Origin of the sequence: Thioalkalivibrio paradoxus ARh 1, from assembly GCF_000227685.2 — a bacterium.
Taxonomy (GTDB): domain Bacteria; phylum Pseudomonadota; class Gammaproteobacteria; order Ectothiorhodospirales; family Ectothiorhodospiraceae; genus Thioalkalivibrio; species Thioalkalivibrio paradoxus.
The window spans coordinates 3,290,183-3,303,920 of the sequence record NZ_CP007029.1; the positions used below are offsets into that span (position 1 = coordinate 3,290,183).

Sequence of the window (13,738 nt, forward strand, 5' to 3'; positions counted from 1 at the left end):
AGCCGCTGTCAAGGGGGGAGAGAGAACTAGCCGCCTGTCGGACTTGGGCCGCTAGCGATCGCGATGATCGTCGAGCCGCCCGGTGTCGTCATCCTGGCGCTGGCGGTACTCGCCCTCGATGGTATCGCTCGCATCGGGACCGCCACGCCGTGCGGCCGCGACCCAGACTGAGCGGCGCTTGAGCAGCCAGGTCGCGAGTGCGGCCCGCAACGGCGGCACCAGCAACAGGAACCCCGCGGCATCGGAGAAGAATCCAGGCACCACCAGCAGCACCGCTGCCAGCATCAGCAGCCAGCCCTCGAGCAGCCCGAGGGCAGGGAGCTCTCCGCGCTGCAGCATCTGCTGCATCCGTTGCCAGTGCGCAACTCCCTGCAGGCGGAAGATCCACAGCCCAATCGCTGCGGTGATCACCACCAGCGCGACCGTAGCCAGCGCACCGACGGCCCCGCCGACCCAGGCGAAACCGAAGATTTCGAGCAGGACCGCGCCGAGAAACACGAACAGGGGCAGCAGTGGATGCACCATCGCAGACTCCATCAGGGGAGCCTCATTGCAACATCGATCGCGCCCGGCTGTCGAGTTCCGCGCGTGCCGGGGCTATCATCCGTGCCCATACCGGCCGAAAGCGGCGGCGGTGGGAATTTCCGGGTGCTCGCGCCCGTCGCTTCGTATGCCCCTGCCGCCACCCATTGGAGGCTTGCATGACCCGCATCGTCACCGCCTTGTCCAGATTCGCACTGCTGGCGCTCACCCTGGCGCCGTTCGCGCTGGTTGCCGCGTCCGACCCGCGAGATCCCGACGAACACTTCTTCCAGCCAACCTTTGGCGATTTCCAGGAGGAACTCGACGAGGCGCGGGCTGACGGCAAACGGGCGATCCTGATCTTCTTCGAGATGGACGACTGCCCGTTCTGCCATCGGATGAAGCAGCAGGTACTGAATCAGCCCGAGGTCCAGGACTACTACCGCGAACATTTCGCGGTCTTCAGCGTGGATGTGGAGGGCGACGTCGAGATCGTCGACTTCCACGGCAACACCCACCGTCAGGCGGACTTCGCGTTCCGGGAGAACCGCGTCCGGGCCACCCCGGTGTTTCAGTTCTTCAACCTGGAGGGCGAACCGATCGCACGCTTCACCGGCGCGACGCGGGACGTGCGCGAGTTTCTCCAGTTGGGCGAGTTCGTGGCCGAAGGCCACTACCAGCAGATGAACTTCACGCGCTTCAAGCGCGAAGCGCGCTAGGAGCCGCGATGCCGATTCGCGATCTTTGCCGGTCGGCCCTTGCCGGCTCACTGATAGCGCTCAGCGCCATTGCAACCGCCAACGCCGGCGCACCCGACCCGCTGCCCCAGCCGCTGCGGCTGGAGGCGGCCCTGGCGGCGATCGATGCCGAGCACCCGGCCCTGGTGAGCGCGCGAGCGCTGCGCGCACGCGCCGAGCAGGCGCTGGAGGGCGAGCACTCGCGCAGCGACCTGACGATCGACGCGCATCTGGAGGCGCGCTGGATCGAACCCAACGACCATGCGCCCGACGACGGCAACGACGATTCGCGCGCGCTGCTCACCGCGCGCAAGCTGCTGAGCGACTTCGGCCAGAACCGCAGCCGCGTGGCCGCCGGCGAGCGCGAGGTGGACGCGCGCGTTGCCGACGAGGCCATCGCCCACGCCCGCCATCGTCTGGCAGTGATGGGGCGCTACTTCGACGTGCTGCTGGCCGACCTGGCATTCGCCCGCGATACCGAGGCCATGGCCTCGGCGTTCGTGTCGCTGGAACGCGCCCGCGACCGCAACGAGCTGGGACAGGTTTCCGATATCGACCTGTTCCAACTCGAATCCGAATACCAGACTGCCCGCGGCCAGCGCCTGCGCGCCCTGCAGACACAGCGCCGCAGCCGCGCCGCACTGGCCGAGGCGTTGAACCGGCCCGGGCAGGCCCCGGCCCAGGTGCTCGGCCCGATGTTGCCCCTGGATCTGCCCGCACTCCCGGATCTGGACCGGCTGCTGGCCACAGTGGATGCACAAAACCCGGAGTTGCTGGTGCGCCGGGCCGAGGTCGAGGCCGCGCGCCACCGGGCCGACGCAGCGCGCGCAATGAACCGCCCGCGCCTCAGCGCCGAACTCCAGGCCGGCGCCTGGGCACGCGAGTTCGGCGGCGACCGCAACCCGGTCGCTGCGAGTCTGATCCTGGAGATCCCGCTGTACCAGGGCCGCGGCCGCAGCGCGGCGCTCGGCGAGGCGACCGCAGACCGGCACCTCGCCGAGGCCGATCTGGCCCAGGCAATGATCGAGGCCCGGAACACGGCGCGCGACCTTTTCTACGAGATCGAGGCGTTGCTGGTACAGCGGGACGAGGCGCTGGCGCGAATGGACTACCGGGAACTCTATATCGACCGCGCACGGGCCTTGTACGACATGGAAGAAACGACCGACCTCGGCGATTCGATGGTCCAGCAGAGTGCTGCCGCGCATTTCAACGCCGCCACCGAATACGCGCTGGCGCTGGCCTTCGAACGGCTGGCGCTATTGCTCGGCGACCCTTCGCTGAGCCCGTTCCCACCCGACGCTTCGATGGAGCCGTAACCGATGGGCAACCGCCGACCCTTACTTCTTGCCGCCGGCCTGCTGGGTGCCGGAATCGCCACGGCACTGGCCCCGGCAACTGCGGAGGAGCTTCCGGCCCGGATCGACTGGGGCGAACGTTACACGGTGTCGTCTCCCATCGCCGGCGTGGTGCGCGAAATCGCAGTACGAGCCGGCGATCGGGTCGAGGCGGAGCAACCGCTGTTCACGCTGGACACCCGGCGTCTGCAAGCCGACGCGCGCGCAGCCGAGGCCAAGCGCGAGCGCCTGCGCCTGGAACTGACCGAGGCTGACCGGGAGGTTGAACGCGCCGAGGAACTCTACGACCGCACGCTGATCGCGGTGCGCGAACTGGAGCTGGCGCGGATCGAACGTTCGATGGCGGCGGCACGTCTGGCACGGGCCGAAGCGCAGCTGCAGAAAATCCGCGTCGACATCGGCGACAGCCGCATCGAGGCCCCGGCCGCAGGACGAATGCTATCGGTGACGGTGACCGTGGGCGAGGCGGTCAGCCCTGCGCTGGCGCCGCCCGTGCTGGCGACCCTCGGTACCACCGACCCGATGCGCGCGGTGACCACGGTGGACGCTGCCACCGCCGCCGGCCTTGAGCCCGGACAGCCTGCGCGCGTCGGCATCGACGGCGAACGGTTCTCCGGAACCGTGGGGGTCATCGGCTGGGAGCCCGAGGACATCGGCTTCGGCACGGGCTACCGGGTCGACATCCACTTCTCGCCGCCGGATTCCCTGCGGCTGCGCGCGGGCCAAAGCGCCGAGGTCCGCCTCGGGAGCGGCGAATGACGATGCCGGGCAGCCCTTCAGCCGAGCGCGCCGACTGCCTGCTGGTGATCACCACAGTGGACGACGGCACACTGGCGGACGATCTTGCACAGGAACTGGTGGAACAACGACTTGCTGCCTGCGTCCATATACTGGGCGCCGGTCGTTCGGTCTACCGCTGGCAGGACGACGTAGAGGACGCCGAGGAGCATACGCTGCTGATCAAGACGTCGGTGTCGCGTTATCCGGCCCTGCAGGACTGGCTCGCGGAACGCCACCCGTACGAAACGCCCGAACTCATTGCCCTGCCGATCACGCAGGGGCTACCCGACTATCTCGACTGGATTCGACAATGCACCCGATGACTTTCAGGCGCTGGCTCGCCCTCCTCCTGTTCTCGCTGACCCTGCTCCCAGCCCTCGCGTCCGCACTGTTCGAGGACGACCTGCTGGATCCGGACGATGCCTTCGCGCTGCAGGCGGAGGCGCTCGAAGGCGACCTGCTGCGCCTGACCTGGACCATCGCCGACGGCTATTACATGTACCGGGAGCAGTTCCGGTTCACGGCCGACAGCGAGGGCCTGGAGTTCGGCGAACCCCGAATTCCCGATGGCACGGTGAAGGAAGACGAATTTTTCGGGCGCGTCGAAACCTACCGCGACCGGATCGAGATCGAACTCCCCGTGCTGGCTGCCACCAGCCGCGAGATCGAACTGACCGCGCGTTCCCAGGGCTGCGCCGACGTCGGCGTCTGCTATCCGCCGCATTTCCAGACGGTCAGCCTGACGCTGCCGGAGCTTCCCACCGCGCAACCGGCGGCGCCGGCCGACAACGGCCGCGCCGCGCTCGATGCGCTGGCCGAACTCTCCGGCGGACTCGACGACGAACTGCTCGAACCCGAAGTCGCGTTTGCCGCCAGCGCCCGGGCGATCAGCCAGAACGCCGTGGTGCTGCGCTTCGACATCGCCGACGGCTATTACCTGTACCGCGACAAGCTCGGCTTCCGGATCGCCGAAGGCGAAGGCATCGAACTCGGCCCGGTGAATCCCCCGGACGGCACGCTGATCGTCGACGAGTTCTTCGGCGAGACCGAAACCTACCGCGAATCGGTGGAGATTCTGGTTCCGGTGCTGCGCACCGCCGACGACGTGGCCGAGATCGTGCTGGCGGTCGACTACCAGGGCTGCGCGGATATCGGAGTCTGCTACCCGCCGCTGACCCAGGACGTGGCCGTCGCGTTTGCCTCCGACCTCGCGGACGAGGCCGAGGAACTGCCCGCGACCGGCACCGAGCCCCCTGCAGTGGACGATGCCGTTCCGGTCACCGAACAGGACCGCATCGCCGCACAGTTGGCCGATGGCCGGGTCTGGCTGATCGCGCTGGCCTTCTTCGGCTTCGGCCTGCTGCTGACCTTCACGCCCTGCGTGTTCCCGATGATCCCCATCCTGTCCAACATCATCATCGGGCAGAAGAACCTGACCACGCGCAAGGCCTTCTTCATCTCGCTCGCGTTCGTGCTGGCGATGGCCTTCACCTACACCCTTGCGGGCGTGTTTGCGGGCATGGCCGGCGCCAACCTGCAGGCGGCATTCCAGAATCCGTGGATCATCGGCGGCTTCGTGCTCGTGTTCATCGCGCTCGCGCTGTCGATGTTCGGGTTCTACGAATTGCAGATGCCCTCGAGCATCCAGAGCCGGCTGACGAACGTCAGCAACCGCCAGGAAGGGGGCACGCTGGCGGGTGCGGCAGTGATGGGCTTCCTGGCCGCGCTGATCGTCGGGCCCTGCGTGACCGCACCGTTGGTGGGGGCGCTGCTCTACATCAGCCAGACCGGCGATGCCGTGCTGGGCGGGATCGCGCTGTTTTCTCTCAGCATGGGTATGGGGGCGCCGCTGCTCGCGATCGGCACCTCGGCCGGCAAGATCCTGCCGAAGGCCGGCCCGTGGATGGACACGGTGAAGGCCGTGTTCGGAGTCGGTCTGCTCGCGATGGGTATCTGGCTGCTCGAGCGGGTGATTCCCGGCGAGGTCGCGCTGTTGCTGTGGGCCACGCTGCTCATCGTGACCGCGATCTACATGGGCGCCCTGCAAACGCTGCCCGAGGCCGCCTCCGGCTGGCGCAGCCTGTGGAAAGGCCTGGGCCTGGTACTGCTGCTCTACGGCGTGATCCTGATGCTCGGCGCGTTTACCGGTGGCAAGGACATGTTCCGCCCGCTGGCCGAACTGCGGGCGCCCGCCGCGGCACTGGTCGGACCGGACGGCGCACCGAGGGCGACACAAATGGAATTCCGGGAAGTCGACAGCCTCGCCGACGTTGAACGTGAGGTGGCCGAAGCGGCGGCTCGGAACCAGCCGGTGTTCCTCGATTTCTATGCCGACTGGTGCGTCGACTGCGTGCGTCTGGAACGCACCACGTTTCAGGATCCGCGCGTAATCCAGGCGATGAGCGACGTCCATCTGCTGAAAGCCGACGTCACCGCGAACACGTCGGAACACCGGGACCTGATGCGCGCGTTCAACCTGTTCGGTCCGCCGGCGATGATCTTCTACGATCACGACGGGGAAGAACTCCGCCACCGGCGCGTGGTCGGCTTTTTGAACGCGGAGCGCTTCCTGGCCCACGTCGAACAGAGCATCGGAGCACGGCCATGACGACCGAGCGACTGCCGTTGCGCCACCGCCGGGGCAACCCGTTGCCGGCGGCAGGCCTGGTCTGCATCGCCGCACTCGCGTTAACGGCCTGTGGTACCGCGAACGACAATACCGCAACGGCCGATGCGGGCGGCCAGGCGGCGGCGCCGGCAGCCGCCGCGACCGGATCGCAGCGTGTCGACTTCACCCTGCCCGACCTGAGCGGCGCTGCCCGGCAGCTCAGCGAATGGGACGGCGACCTCGTGTTGCTGAACTTCTGGGCGACCTGGTGCCCGCCGTGCCTGCGGGAGATGCCGCTGTTCCAGGACCGCTACGCCGAATATACCGACGATGGCTTTACGATCGTGGCGGTGGCGATCGACGAGGTCGACGCGACCCGGGGCTTCGCCGCCACCCACGCGCTCGAGTTCCCGATCCTGGTGGGGCAAGCCGAAGCCATGGCCGCCAGCAGCGACTACGGCAACCGGATGGGGGTTCTCCCCTACAGCGTCGTCATCGACCGCAACGGAGTGGTGCGCGAGACCCACCGTGGCGAAGTGACCCGGGCCGACTTGGATCGCTGGCTCCGAACCTATCTCTGAGCCGCGGTGAACCCGCTGCCGTGGCACGCCCGGCAGCGGCACGGTCCCGCACCCGGACGGCCGGCGGCCGCAGCCGCGCAGAATCCGCAGGAAGCGCTGGACAGGCCGCACTCCGCTACGGCAGAATCCCGTCACCGAAGCGGGCGATTCCCGAACGTTTCCCACTTATTCAAGACAGGATCGCGACCGATACCTCCCGTCATGGCTGACCTGCTGCTGCTGAACGGCCCCAACCTGAACCTGCTCGGGAGCCGTGAGCCGGAACGCTACGGATCCACCACGCTGGCCGAACTGGAAACGTCACTGCAGGCGCGCGCGGCACAGGCGGGGCACCGTCTGCTGTGCTTCCAGAGCAACCACGAAGGCGAGCTGATCGACCGGATTCATGCAGCGCGGTCGGGGGGCGTGGCCCATATCGTGATCAATCCCGGCGGCCTCACGCATACCAGCGTAAGCCTCCGCGACGCCCTGCTGGCGGTGGCGATCCCGTTCATCGAAATCCACGTCAGCAACGTACATGCACGGGAACCGTTTCGGCGCCACTCGTACCTGTCGGATGTCGCATCCGGCACCATCACCGGCCTTGGCGTAACGGGTTATCGGCTGGCACTAGACGCCGCCATCGCAGCCATCGAGGAGCCTTAGTTCACCATGGACATTCGCAAGGTCAAGAAGCTGATCGACCTGCTCGACGAAAGCGGGATCCACGAGATCGAGATTCACGAAGGCGAGGAGTCCGTGCGCATCACCCGCTCGCCACCGAACGCCCAGAATTTCGTGGCGCCCCCGGCGATGCCGGTGCCTACCGCCGCCCCGGCGCCGGCTGCCGAGGCCATGCCGGCCGCTGCCGAGCCGTCGCAACCGGAGCCGGCCGGACACCGGGTCACGGCACCGATGGTCGGCACGTTCTACCGCGCGCCCAGCCCGGGCGCACGCCCGTTCGTCGAGGTGGGCACGACGGTGGCGATCGGAGACACCCTGTGCATCATCGAGGCGATGAAAATGCTGAACCCGATCGAGGCGGACAAGGCCGGCACGATTCGCGACGCGCTGGTCGAGAACGGACACCCGGTGGAATACGGCCAACCGCTGTTCATCATCGAGTGAGCGCCACGACGATCGACACACGAGCAACCGGGCAGGGATTCGCATGCTGGAAAAAATCCTGATCGCAAACCGCGGCGAAATCGCGCTCAGGGTTCTGCGCGCCTGCCGCGAAATGGGCATCGCGACCGTCGCCGCACACTCGGAAGCCGACCGCGACCTCAAACACGTGCGCCTGGCCGACGAGACGGTCTGCATCGGGCCCGCCCCGTCCAGCGAGAGCTACCTGAATATCCCGGCAATCATCTCCGCAGCCGAGGTGACCGATGCCGGAGCGATTCACCCGGGCTACGGCTTTTTGTCCGAGAACGCCGATTTCGCCGAACGGGTCGAATCCAGCGGCTTCGCGTTCATCGGGCCGCGGGCCGAGACGATCCGCCTGATGGGCGACAAGGTATCGGCGAAGAACGCGATGCTCGCGGCCGGCGTGCCCTGCGTGCCCGGGTCGGAGGGTGCGCTGGGCGAGGATCCGGAGGAACACATCCGGATGGCGCGCGCGATCGGGTATCCGGTGATCGTGAAGGCCTCCGGCGGCGGTGGCGGCCGCGGCATGCGCGTGGTGCATACCGAGGGTGCGCTGTTGAACTCGATCGCGCTGACGCGCAACGAGGCGCGCCAGGCGTTCGGCAACGACACCTTGTACATGGAGAAGTACCTGGAGCATCCGCGTCACGTCGAGTTCCAGGTTCTTGCCGACTCCCACGGCAACGCGGTCTGCCTGGGCGAGCGCGACTGCTCGATGCAGCGCCGCCACCAGAAGGTGATCGAGGAGGCTCCGGCCCCCGGGATCACGCCGGAGATGCGCGACTCGATGAGCCAGCGCCTGATCCGCGCCTGCCAGGAGATCGGCTATCGGGGCGCGGGCACCTTCGAGTTCCTGTTCGAAAACGGCGAGTTCTATTTCATCGAGATGAACACGCGCCTGCAGGTCGAACATCCGGTTACCGAGGAAATCACCGGGGTAGACCTGGTCCGCGAGCAGATCCGGGTCGCAGCCGGCGAAGCGCTGTCGATCGACCAGTCCGACATCCGGATTCACGGCCATGCGATCGAGTGCCGGATCAACGCCGAAGACCCGGAACGCTTCCTGCCCAGCCCCGGGACCGTGACCCAATACCACGCACCGGGCGGGCCGGGCATCCGGGTCGACACGCATCTGTACAACGGCTACACGGTGCCGCCGCATTACGACTCGATGGTCGCGAAGCTGATCGCCTATGGACCCACTCGGGACATCGCGATCGCGCGCATGCGCGGTGCCCTGAGCGAGATCGTGATCGACGGCATCCGGACCAACATTCCGCTGCACCTGGACCTGATGAACGACGCGAACTTCCGCAAGGGCGGGACCAACATCCATTACCTGGAAAAGAAACTGAAGGCCGCCGGCCCGTGAGCCTGACAGAACTGGAACTCGAGACCAGCCCCGGCGAGGCGGAAGCGCTGGAAGAAAGACTGTTTGCCCTCGGGGCCCAGAGCGTCGAGCTGTTCGATGCCGGAGACGAACCGCTGTTCGAACCTCCCCCCGGCAGCCATCCGCTCTGGTCGGCGGTCCGCCTCCGCGCGCTGTTCCAGGATCCCCTGCAGGCGGAAATCGCCCGTGCTGCCCTGCAGGCACCGGATTCGGGCGCCGGCGGGGCAACGCCCGACGCGCGCCTGTCGCGCCTGGATGACCGCGACTGGGTACGTGCCGGGCTGGCCGGGCTGACTCGGATCCACTGTGGCGGCCCCTTGTGGATCGTGCCGTCGTGGGAAACGCCCCCCGACATCGCCGGCGGTGTATATGTGCATCTGGATCCCGGGCTGGCATTTGGCACCGGCAGCCACCCAACCACCGCGATGTGCCTGGCCGCACTCGCGGCAGCGCCGCCAGCCGGCCAGACCGTGCTCGACTATGGCTGCGGCTCCGGAATCCTGGCAATCGCGGCCCTGAAGCTGGGTGCCACCTCCGCACTCGGAGTCGACATCGACCCGCAAGCGCTGCAGGCGACACGCCTGAACGCGGAGCGCAACGAGATCGCCGCAGAACGGTTGCCGACCGCCGCACCAGACCGGGACGTTCCCGCCGCCGCATTCGATCTGGTGCTGGCCAATATCCTGGCGGGTCCGCTGGTCGACCTTGCGCCGACGCTCGCCCGCGCCGCCCGCCCGGGTGCCCGGCTATTGCTGGCCGGGCTGCTCGATCGGCAAGCGGAGGCGGTGATGGCCGCCTACCGGGATACCTTCGAAATCGCCATCGGAGATCGACGCGATGACTGGGTGCTGCTGGTTGGCCAGCGCCGCTGACGCAGGGGCTGCGACCGCCATCGCAGGTGCCGTCCCGGCCATCAGACGATGATCGTTCGCTGCCCCGCCTGCGGTGCCGGTCATGCGGTGCGCTACCGCATCGGGCGCGCGCCTCGGAAGCACCGCTGCAGCAACTGCCACGAGGTCTTCGCCTATCTGCCGGCCCTGGAACTCGAACCCGCCGGCGCGAGTTGGGGCCCGAGGCGGCTGCCATCCGCTGAACCCAACGGAACCGTGGCGGGCGCCGGGGCGCCGGACAGCGCGTCTGCCCTCGACCCCGAACACCCGGCGCAACCCCCGCGACCCTTGCCGCTCGAGCCAGCGCCGCAACCGCGATCGGCAGTAGCGGCTCGCCTGCTGGGGCTGGCCGCGGGACTGGCACTGATCGCGCTGCTGTTCGCCCAGTTCCTGGTCCACGAGCGCGACCGTCTGGGCCCACATCCCGAACTCCGGGCGCTGAGCGACACGATCTGCGCTCACCTGCCGTGTACCGACACCGTTTCTCGGGTTCCCGGAGCCGTGCGCGTCGAGGGGCTGCAGTTCGTGCCGGTCGCGCCGGGTGTCCTGCGGATCGACCTGGAACTGCTCAATACCCTGGAGCAACCTCAGCCGTGGCCGCTTCTGGAGATCGCGCTGTCCGATCGCCATGGCCGGGTGCTGGCCCAGGCACGCTGGCATCCCGATGAGTTCCTGGGTGCGGCCGCCGATCCTCGCCTGGAACCGCAGGAGCGGCGCGCGCTGCGGCTCGATGTGCGTGGTGGCCCACGGCGCCCCGAGGGCGTGATGGTTTGGCCCCTATGATCCCGAACAGCGACCTCCGGCTCGGAACGCACCGGTTCGCCGGTCCCGTGGTGTTTCTGGCCCCGATGGCGGGCGTCAGCGACCGGCCCTTCCGGCAGCTCTGCCGCCGCCTCGGAGCCAGCGCCGCGGTATCCGAAATGGTGACGTCGGACACCCGCCTGTGGGACACCGCGAAAACACGGCATCGGCTGGATCACCAGGGCGAGCCCGCTCCCCGGATCGTGCAGTTGCTCGGCAACGACCCCGATGGCCTGGCGCAGGCGGCCCGGGAAAACGTCGCGCGTGGAGCCGATATCATCGACCTGAACCTCGGTTGCCCCGCGAAGAAGGTGTGCCGCAAGGCGGCGGGGTCGGCACTGCTGGCCGATGAAGCGCTGGTCGAACGGCTGCTGCATGCGCTGACCGCCGCCGTTTCGGTACCGGTGACGCTGAAGATGCGGCTGGGCATCGACCGCGATCACCTGAATGCGGCGCACATCGCGCGCATCGCCGAGCGAGCCGGCGTGGCCATGCTCACCGTTCACGGTCGCACCCGCGCCTGCGGCTATCGGGGAGACGTGGACTACCCGGCCATCGCCCGCGTGGTCGACGCGGTGGCGATCCCGGTACTCGCGAACGGCGACATCACCACGGCGCAACGCGCTCGGGCCGTGCTCGAGCAGACCGGTGCGGCCGGAGTGATGATCGGACGCGGCGCTCAGGGACGACCCTGGCTGCCCGGGCAAATCCGCGCTGCGCTGAACGGCCAGCCCACGGCACCGCCCCCACGCCGCGCGGCACTGGGCGAGTTGATCGAGGAGCACGTGGCCGCGCTGCATCGCCTGTACGGACCGAATCAGGGCGTGCGTATCGCGCGCAAGCACATAGGCTGGTATCTTCAACACAACCGAGCGGAGATCGACCGGCGCCCGCTGCTCGCGCTGACCGATGCCGGCGCGCAGCTCGCTGCGATCCGCTCGCTGTTCGACCGGCCGGCGGGAACCCGCACGGTACCGCCTGCCCCGGGGGACGACCGCCTTTCGGTCCGGACCGGGGACTGAAGGCCATGGATACAACGACAACAAGAACCTGCTCGGATTCGGGGGCAAGCCGCATGAACTATTCGATGGACGCCGCTCCACAGGCACCGGCCCGTCCCGGGGCGCAGGCCCCGCACCGGCTGGCGGAGCATGTGCGCGTTGCACTGGACGACTATTTCGGGAATCTCAATGGGGAGGACGCCGGCGACATCTACGCGCTGGTGATGGCCGAGGTCGAGCGCCCGCTGCTCGCCTGCGTGCTCGAACGCTGCGGGGGCAACCAGACCCGGGCCGCCAGCCTGCTCGGACTCAACCGGGCGACACTGCGCAAGAAGCTGCGCGCACACGACTTGCTCTGACCGCAGACGCCGACGCTGCCGAGTCACCGCCTGCGGTTGGTGAAACCAACGCGCCAGCCGCGCTCGGCATCGAGGCTGATCCGGCTGATGCTGCCGTAGTCGCATTCGAGCCGATAGATCGCGCCGTCGGGCGCGTCCATGATCCAACCAATCGCCGCACGGATCACACCGGCATGCGCGACCACCAGGATCTTCTGCACCCCCAGCGCTGCGCTCTCGTCGGCCAACGTGGCTTCCACGCGCCGGCGGAAGTCCGCCAGCGGCTCCGCACCCGGCGGGCGATTGGCGACCGGGTCGGCGTAGAACGCGCGGTATTCCTCGGCTCGCCCGTGACGGACCTGTTCACGCGTCAGCCCTTCCCACTCTCCGAATCCCACCTCGCGCAGCCCCGGCGCGATCCGCAGGGGCATCGGCCGGCGCGCACACAGTGCCTCGGCGAAGTCCCGGCAGCGCACCAGCGGCGACGACAGCACGCCGTCCCACGGCCAGTCGACCGAGGATTCGCCGACCGCCTGCCACATCTGGCGCCATCCCTGCTCGCTCAGCGGATCGTCACAGCCGTGCCCGCGGTAACGAACGCCGCCGCGTGGCTCGCCGTGGCGCAACAGGTCGATGATCATGCGTCGGCCTCTCCTTCCAGGCGTGCTGCCAGGTGCTGCCAGTCGAAGTACGGCCCGGGATCGGTCTTGCGCCCCGGGGCAATATCCGCATGCCCGGCCAGCGCGTCGCCAGCGAGCGCCGGAAAGCGCTGACGCAGCCAGGCGATCAGGCTCGCGAGCTGCCGGTACTGGGACGGCGTAAACGGCCGTTCATCGCAACCCTCGAGCTCGATTCCGATCGAGAAGTCATTGCAGCGCTCGCGCCCGCGCCAGCTCGACACACCGGCGTGCCAGGCACGCTCGGTGAACGGCACATACTGGGTCGCCTCCCCGTCACGGCCGATGACCACATGCGCAGAGACTCTCAGATCCGCGATCACAGCGAAATAGGGGTGCGCCCGGGGCTCCAGCGTGTTCGTGAACAGCTGGCCGATGTACGGCCCGCCGAATTCACAGGGCGGCAGGCTGATCGAGTGGATCACGATCAGCTCGGGTTCCATTCCCGCGGGCCGCGGATCCCGGTTCGGACTGGGCCGGACCCGCGCCGGCGGCCACCACGCCCGCGCCTCGCCGGACGCGGACACCCCGTCCGCCGCGTGCTCCACCGGGACCTTCACCGGCCCGGAGGCATCGGCAGCTGCGGGCGGCACGCCAGCCGGACCCCGAAGCAGCACCTCATGCCGCGTCGGTCAGTCGGGCTTGCGACGTTCGGCCGCGCGCTCGATGGCCTCGCCGCCCTTCTGCACGTCCTTACCAAAACCCTCGACCGTACCACAGCCCCCGAGGCCGGCTACCGTGAACACCGCAAGCCCGGCCAACAGGACTGCCCAAGACATCATTCGACGCATCGTTTTCTCGCTCCACGGCCGGGCACCATCGTCGGCACTCAGGCCACGGCGACATCGATTGCGACGCCGGGACCCAGGCGACCTTCCACGCGGGGGCCTCGCTGCCGGCCTCGAATTCGAGGCCCCGTGACTTATC

At 68.3% G+C, this 13,738-nt stretch carries 17 protein-coding genes; 13 read left to right on the forward strand and 4 right to left on the reverse strand.

The features are described 5' to 3' along the window. Window positions 1-51: 51 nt before the first annotated feature. The gene (locus tag THITH_RS14820; RefSeq protein ID WP_025367608.1) at window positions 52-525 is read right to left on the reverse strand and encodes an FxsA family protein; all 474 of its coding nucleotides are present in this window, start codon (window positions 523-525) and stop codon (window positions 52-54) included. A gap of 176 nt (window positions 526-701) precedes the next feature. Between THITH_RS14820 and THITH_RS14825 the strand changes: the two genes are divergently transcribed. From THITH_RS14825 to THITH_RS14885, 13 genes are all read left to right on the forward strand, one after another. Continuing rightward, window positions 702-1,241, forward strand: coding sequence for a thioredoxin family protein (locus THITH_RS14825; protein ID WP_006747028.1), 540 nt, complete (start codon window positions 702-704; stop codon window positions 1,239-1,241). Between the two features lie 8 nt (window positions 1,242-1,249). After that, complete coding sequence (locus tag THITH_RS14830; RefSeq protein WP_006747027.1) at window positions 1,250-2,578, forward strand: TolC family protein; 1,329 nt, start codon at window positions 1,250-1,252, stop codon at window positions 2,576-2,578. Between the two features lie 3 nt (window positions 2,579-2,581). Beyond that, window positions 2,582-3,376: an efflux RND transporter periplasmic adaptor subunit gene (locus THITH_RS14835; RefSeq protein ID WP_006747025.1), complete on the forward strand. Its 795-nt coding sequence runs from the start codon at window positions 2,582-2,584 to the stop codon at window positions 3,374-3,376. Beyond that, the gene (gene cutA, locus THITH_RS14840) at window positions 3,373-3,720 is read left to right on the forward strand and encodes a divalent-cation tolerance protein CutA (RefSeq protein ID WP_006747024.1); all 348 of its coding nucleotides are present in this window, start codon (window positions 3,373-3,375) and stop codon (window positions 3,718-3,720) included. Before THITH_RS14835 ends, cutA begins: the two co-directional genes overlap by 4 nt. Then, complete coding sequence (dsbD, locus tag THITH_RS14845) at window positions 3,708-6,005, forward strand: protein-disulfide reductase DsbD (RefSeq protein WP_006747023.1); 2,298 nt, start codon at window positions 3,708-3,710, stop codon at window positions 6,003-6,005. The genes cutA and dsbD overlap by 13 nt, the downstream gene beginning before the upstream one ends. Then, the gene (locus THITH_RS14850) at window positions 6,002-6,586 is read left to right on the forward strand and encodes a peroxiredoxin family protein (protein ID WP_006747022.1); all 585 of its coding nucleotides are present in this window, start codon (window positions 6,002-6,004) and stop codon (window positions 6,584-6,586) included. Before dsbD ends, THITH_RS14850 begins: the two co-directional genes overlap by 4 nt. Before the next feature lie 201 nt (window positions 6,587-6,787). Continuing rightward, window positions 6,788-7,231: a type II 3-dehydroquinate dehydratase gene (aroQ, locus tag THITH_RS14855; protein WP_006747021.1), complete on the forward strand. Its 444-nt coding sequence runs from the start codon at window positions 6,788-6,790 to the stop codon at window positions 7,229-7,231. Between the two features lie 6 nt (window positions 7,232-7,237). Then, window positions 7,238-7,693 (forward strand): acetyl-CoA carboxylase biotin carboxyl carrier protein, encoded by a 456-nt coding sequence (gene accB, locus THITH_RS14860; protein ID WP_006747020.1) that lies wholly within the window; start codon window positions 7,238-7,240, stop codon window positions 7,691-7,693. Between the two features lie 43 nt (window positions 7,694-7,736). Next, on the forward strand, window positions 7,737-9,086 hold the full coding sequence (gene accC, locus THITH_RS14865; RefSeq protein ID WP_006747019.1) for an acetyl-CoA carboxylase biotin carboxylase subunit: 1,350 nt from the start codon (window positions 7,737-7,739) through the stop codon (window positions 9,084-9,086). Further along, window positions 9,083-9,976, forward strand: a complete 894-nt coding sequence (prmA, locus tag THITH_RS14870; RefSeq protein ID WP_006747018.1) for a 50S ribosomal protein L11 methyltransferase — start codon at window positions 9,083-9,085, stop codon at window positions 9,974-9,976. The genes accC and prmA overlap by 4 nt, the downstream gene beginning before the upstream one ends. A gap of 48 nt (window positions 9,977-10,024) precedes the next feature. Then, the gene (locus tag THITH_RS14875; RefSeq protein WP_006747017.1) at window positions 10,025-10,777 is read left to right on the forward strand and encodes a zinc-ribbon and DUF3426 domain-containing protein; all 753 of its coding nucleotides are present in this window, start codon (window positions 10,025-10,027) and stop codon (window positions 10,775-10,777) included. Then, window positions 10,774-11,817: a tRNA dihydrouridine synthase DusB gene (dusB, locus tag THITH_RS14880; protein ID WP_006747016.1), complete on the forward strand. Its 1,044-nt coding sequence runs from the start codon at window positions 10,774-10,776 to the stop codon at window positions 11,815-11,817. Before THITH_RS14875 ends, dusB begins: the two co-directional genes overlap by 4 nt. Before the next feature lie 65 nt (window positions 11,818-11,882). Then, window positions 11,883-12,155, forward strand: coding sequence for a helix-turn-helix domain-containing protein (locus THITH_RS14885; RefSeq protein WP_051418838.1), 273 nt, complete (start codon window positions 11,883-11,885; stop codon window positions 12,153-12,155). A 23-nt stretch (window positions 12,156-12,178) separates the two neighbouring features. Here the strand turns inward: THITH_RS14885 and THITH_RS14890 are convergent, their stop codons facing one another. The 3 genes from THITH_RS14890 to THITH_RS18265 all read right to left on the reverse strand — a co-directional run bounded on the left by THITH_RS14890 (window position 12,179) and on the right by THITH_RS18265 (window position 13,593). Next, a complete protein-coding gene (locus THITH_RS14890; RefSeq protein ID WP_006747014.1) occupies window positions 12,179-12,775 on the reverse strand; it encodes a histidine phosphatase family protein in 597 nt (198 codons plus the stop codon). Next, window positions 12,772-13,338 (reverse strand): 1,6-anhydro-N-acetylmuramyl-L-alanine amidase AmpD, encoded by a 567-nt coding sequence (gene ampD, locus THITH_RS14895; RefSeq protein ID WP_025367609.1) that lies wholly within the window; start codon window positions 13,336-13,338, stop codon window positions 12,772-12,774. The genes THITH_RS14890 and ampD overlap by 4 nt, the downstream gene beginning before the upstream one ends. Before the next feature lie 105 nt (window positions 13,339-13,443). Further along, entirely contained in the window at window positions 13,444-13,593 is a 150-nt protein-coding gene (locus THITH_RS18265) for an entericidin A/B family lipoprotein (RefSeq protein ID WP_198019514.1), read from the reverse strand. Window positions 13,594-13,738: the final 145 nt, after the last annotated feature.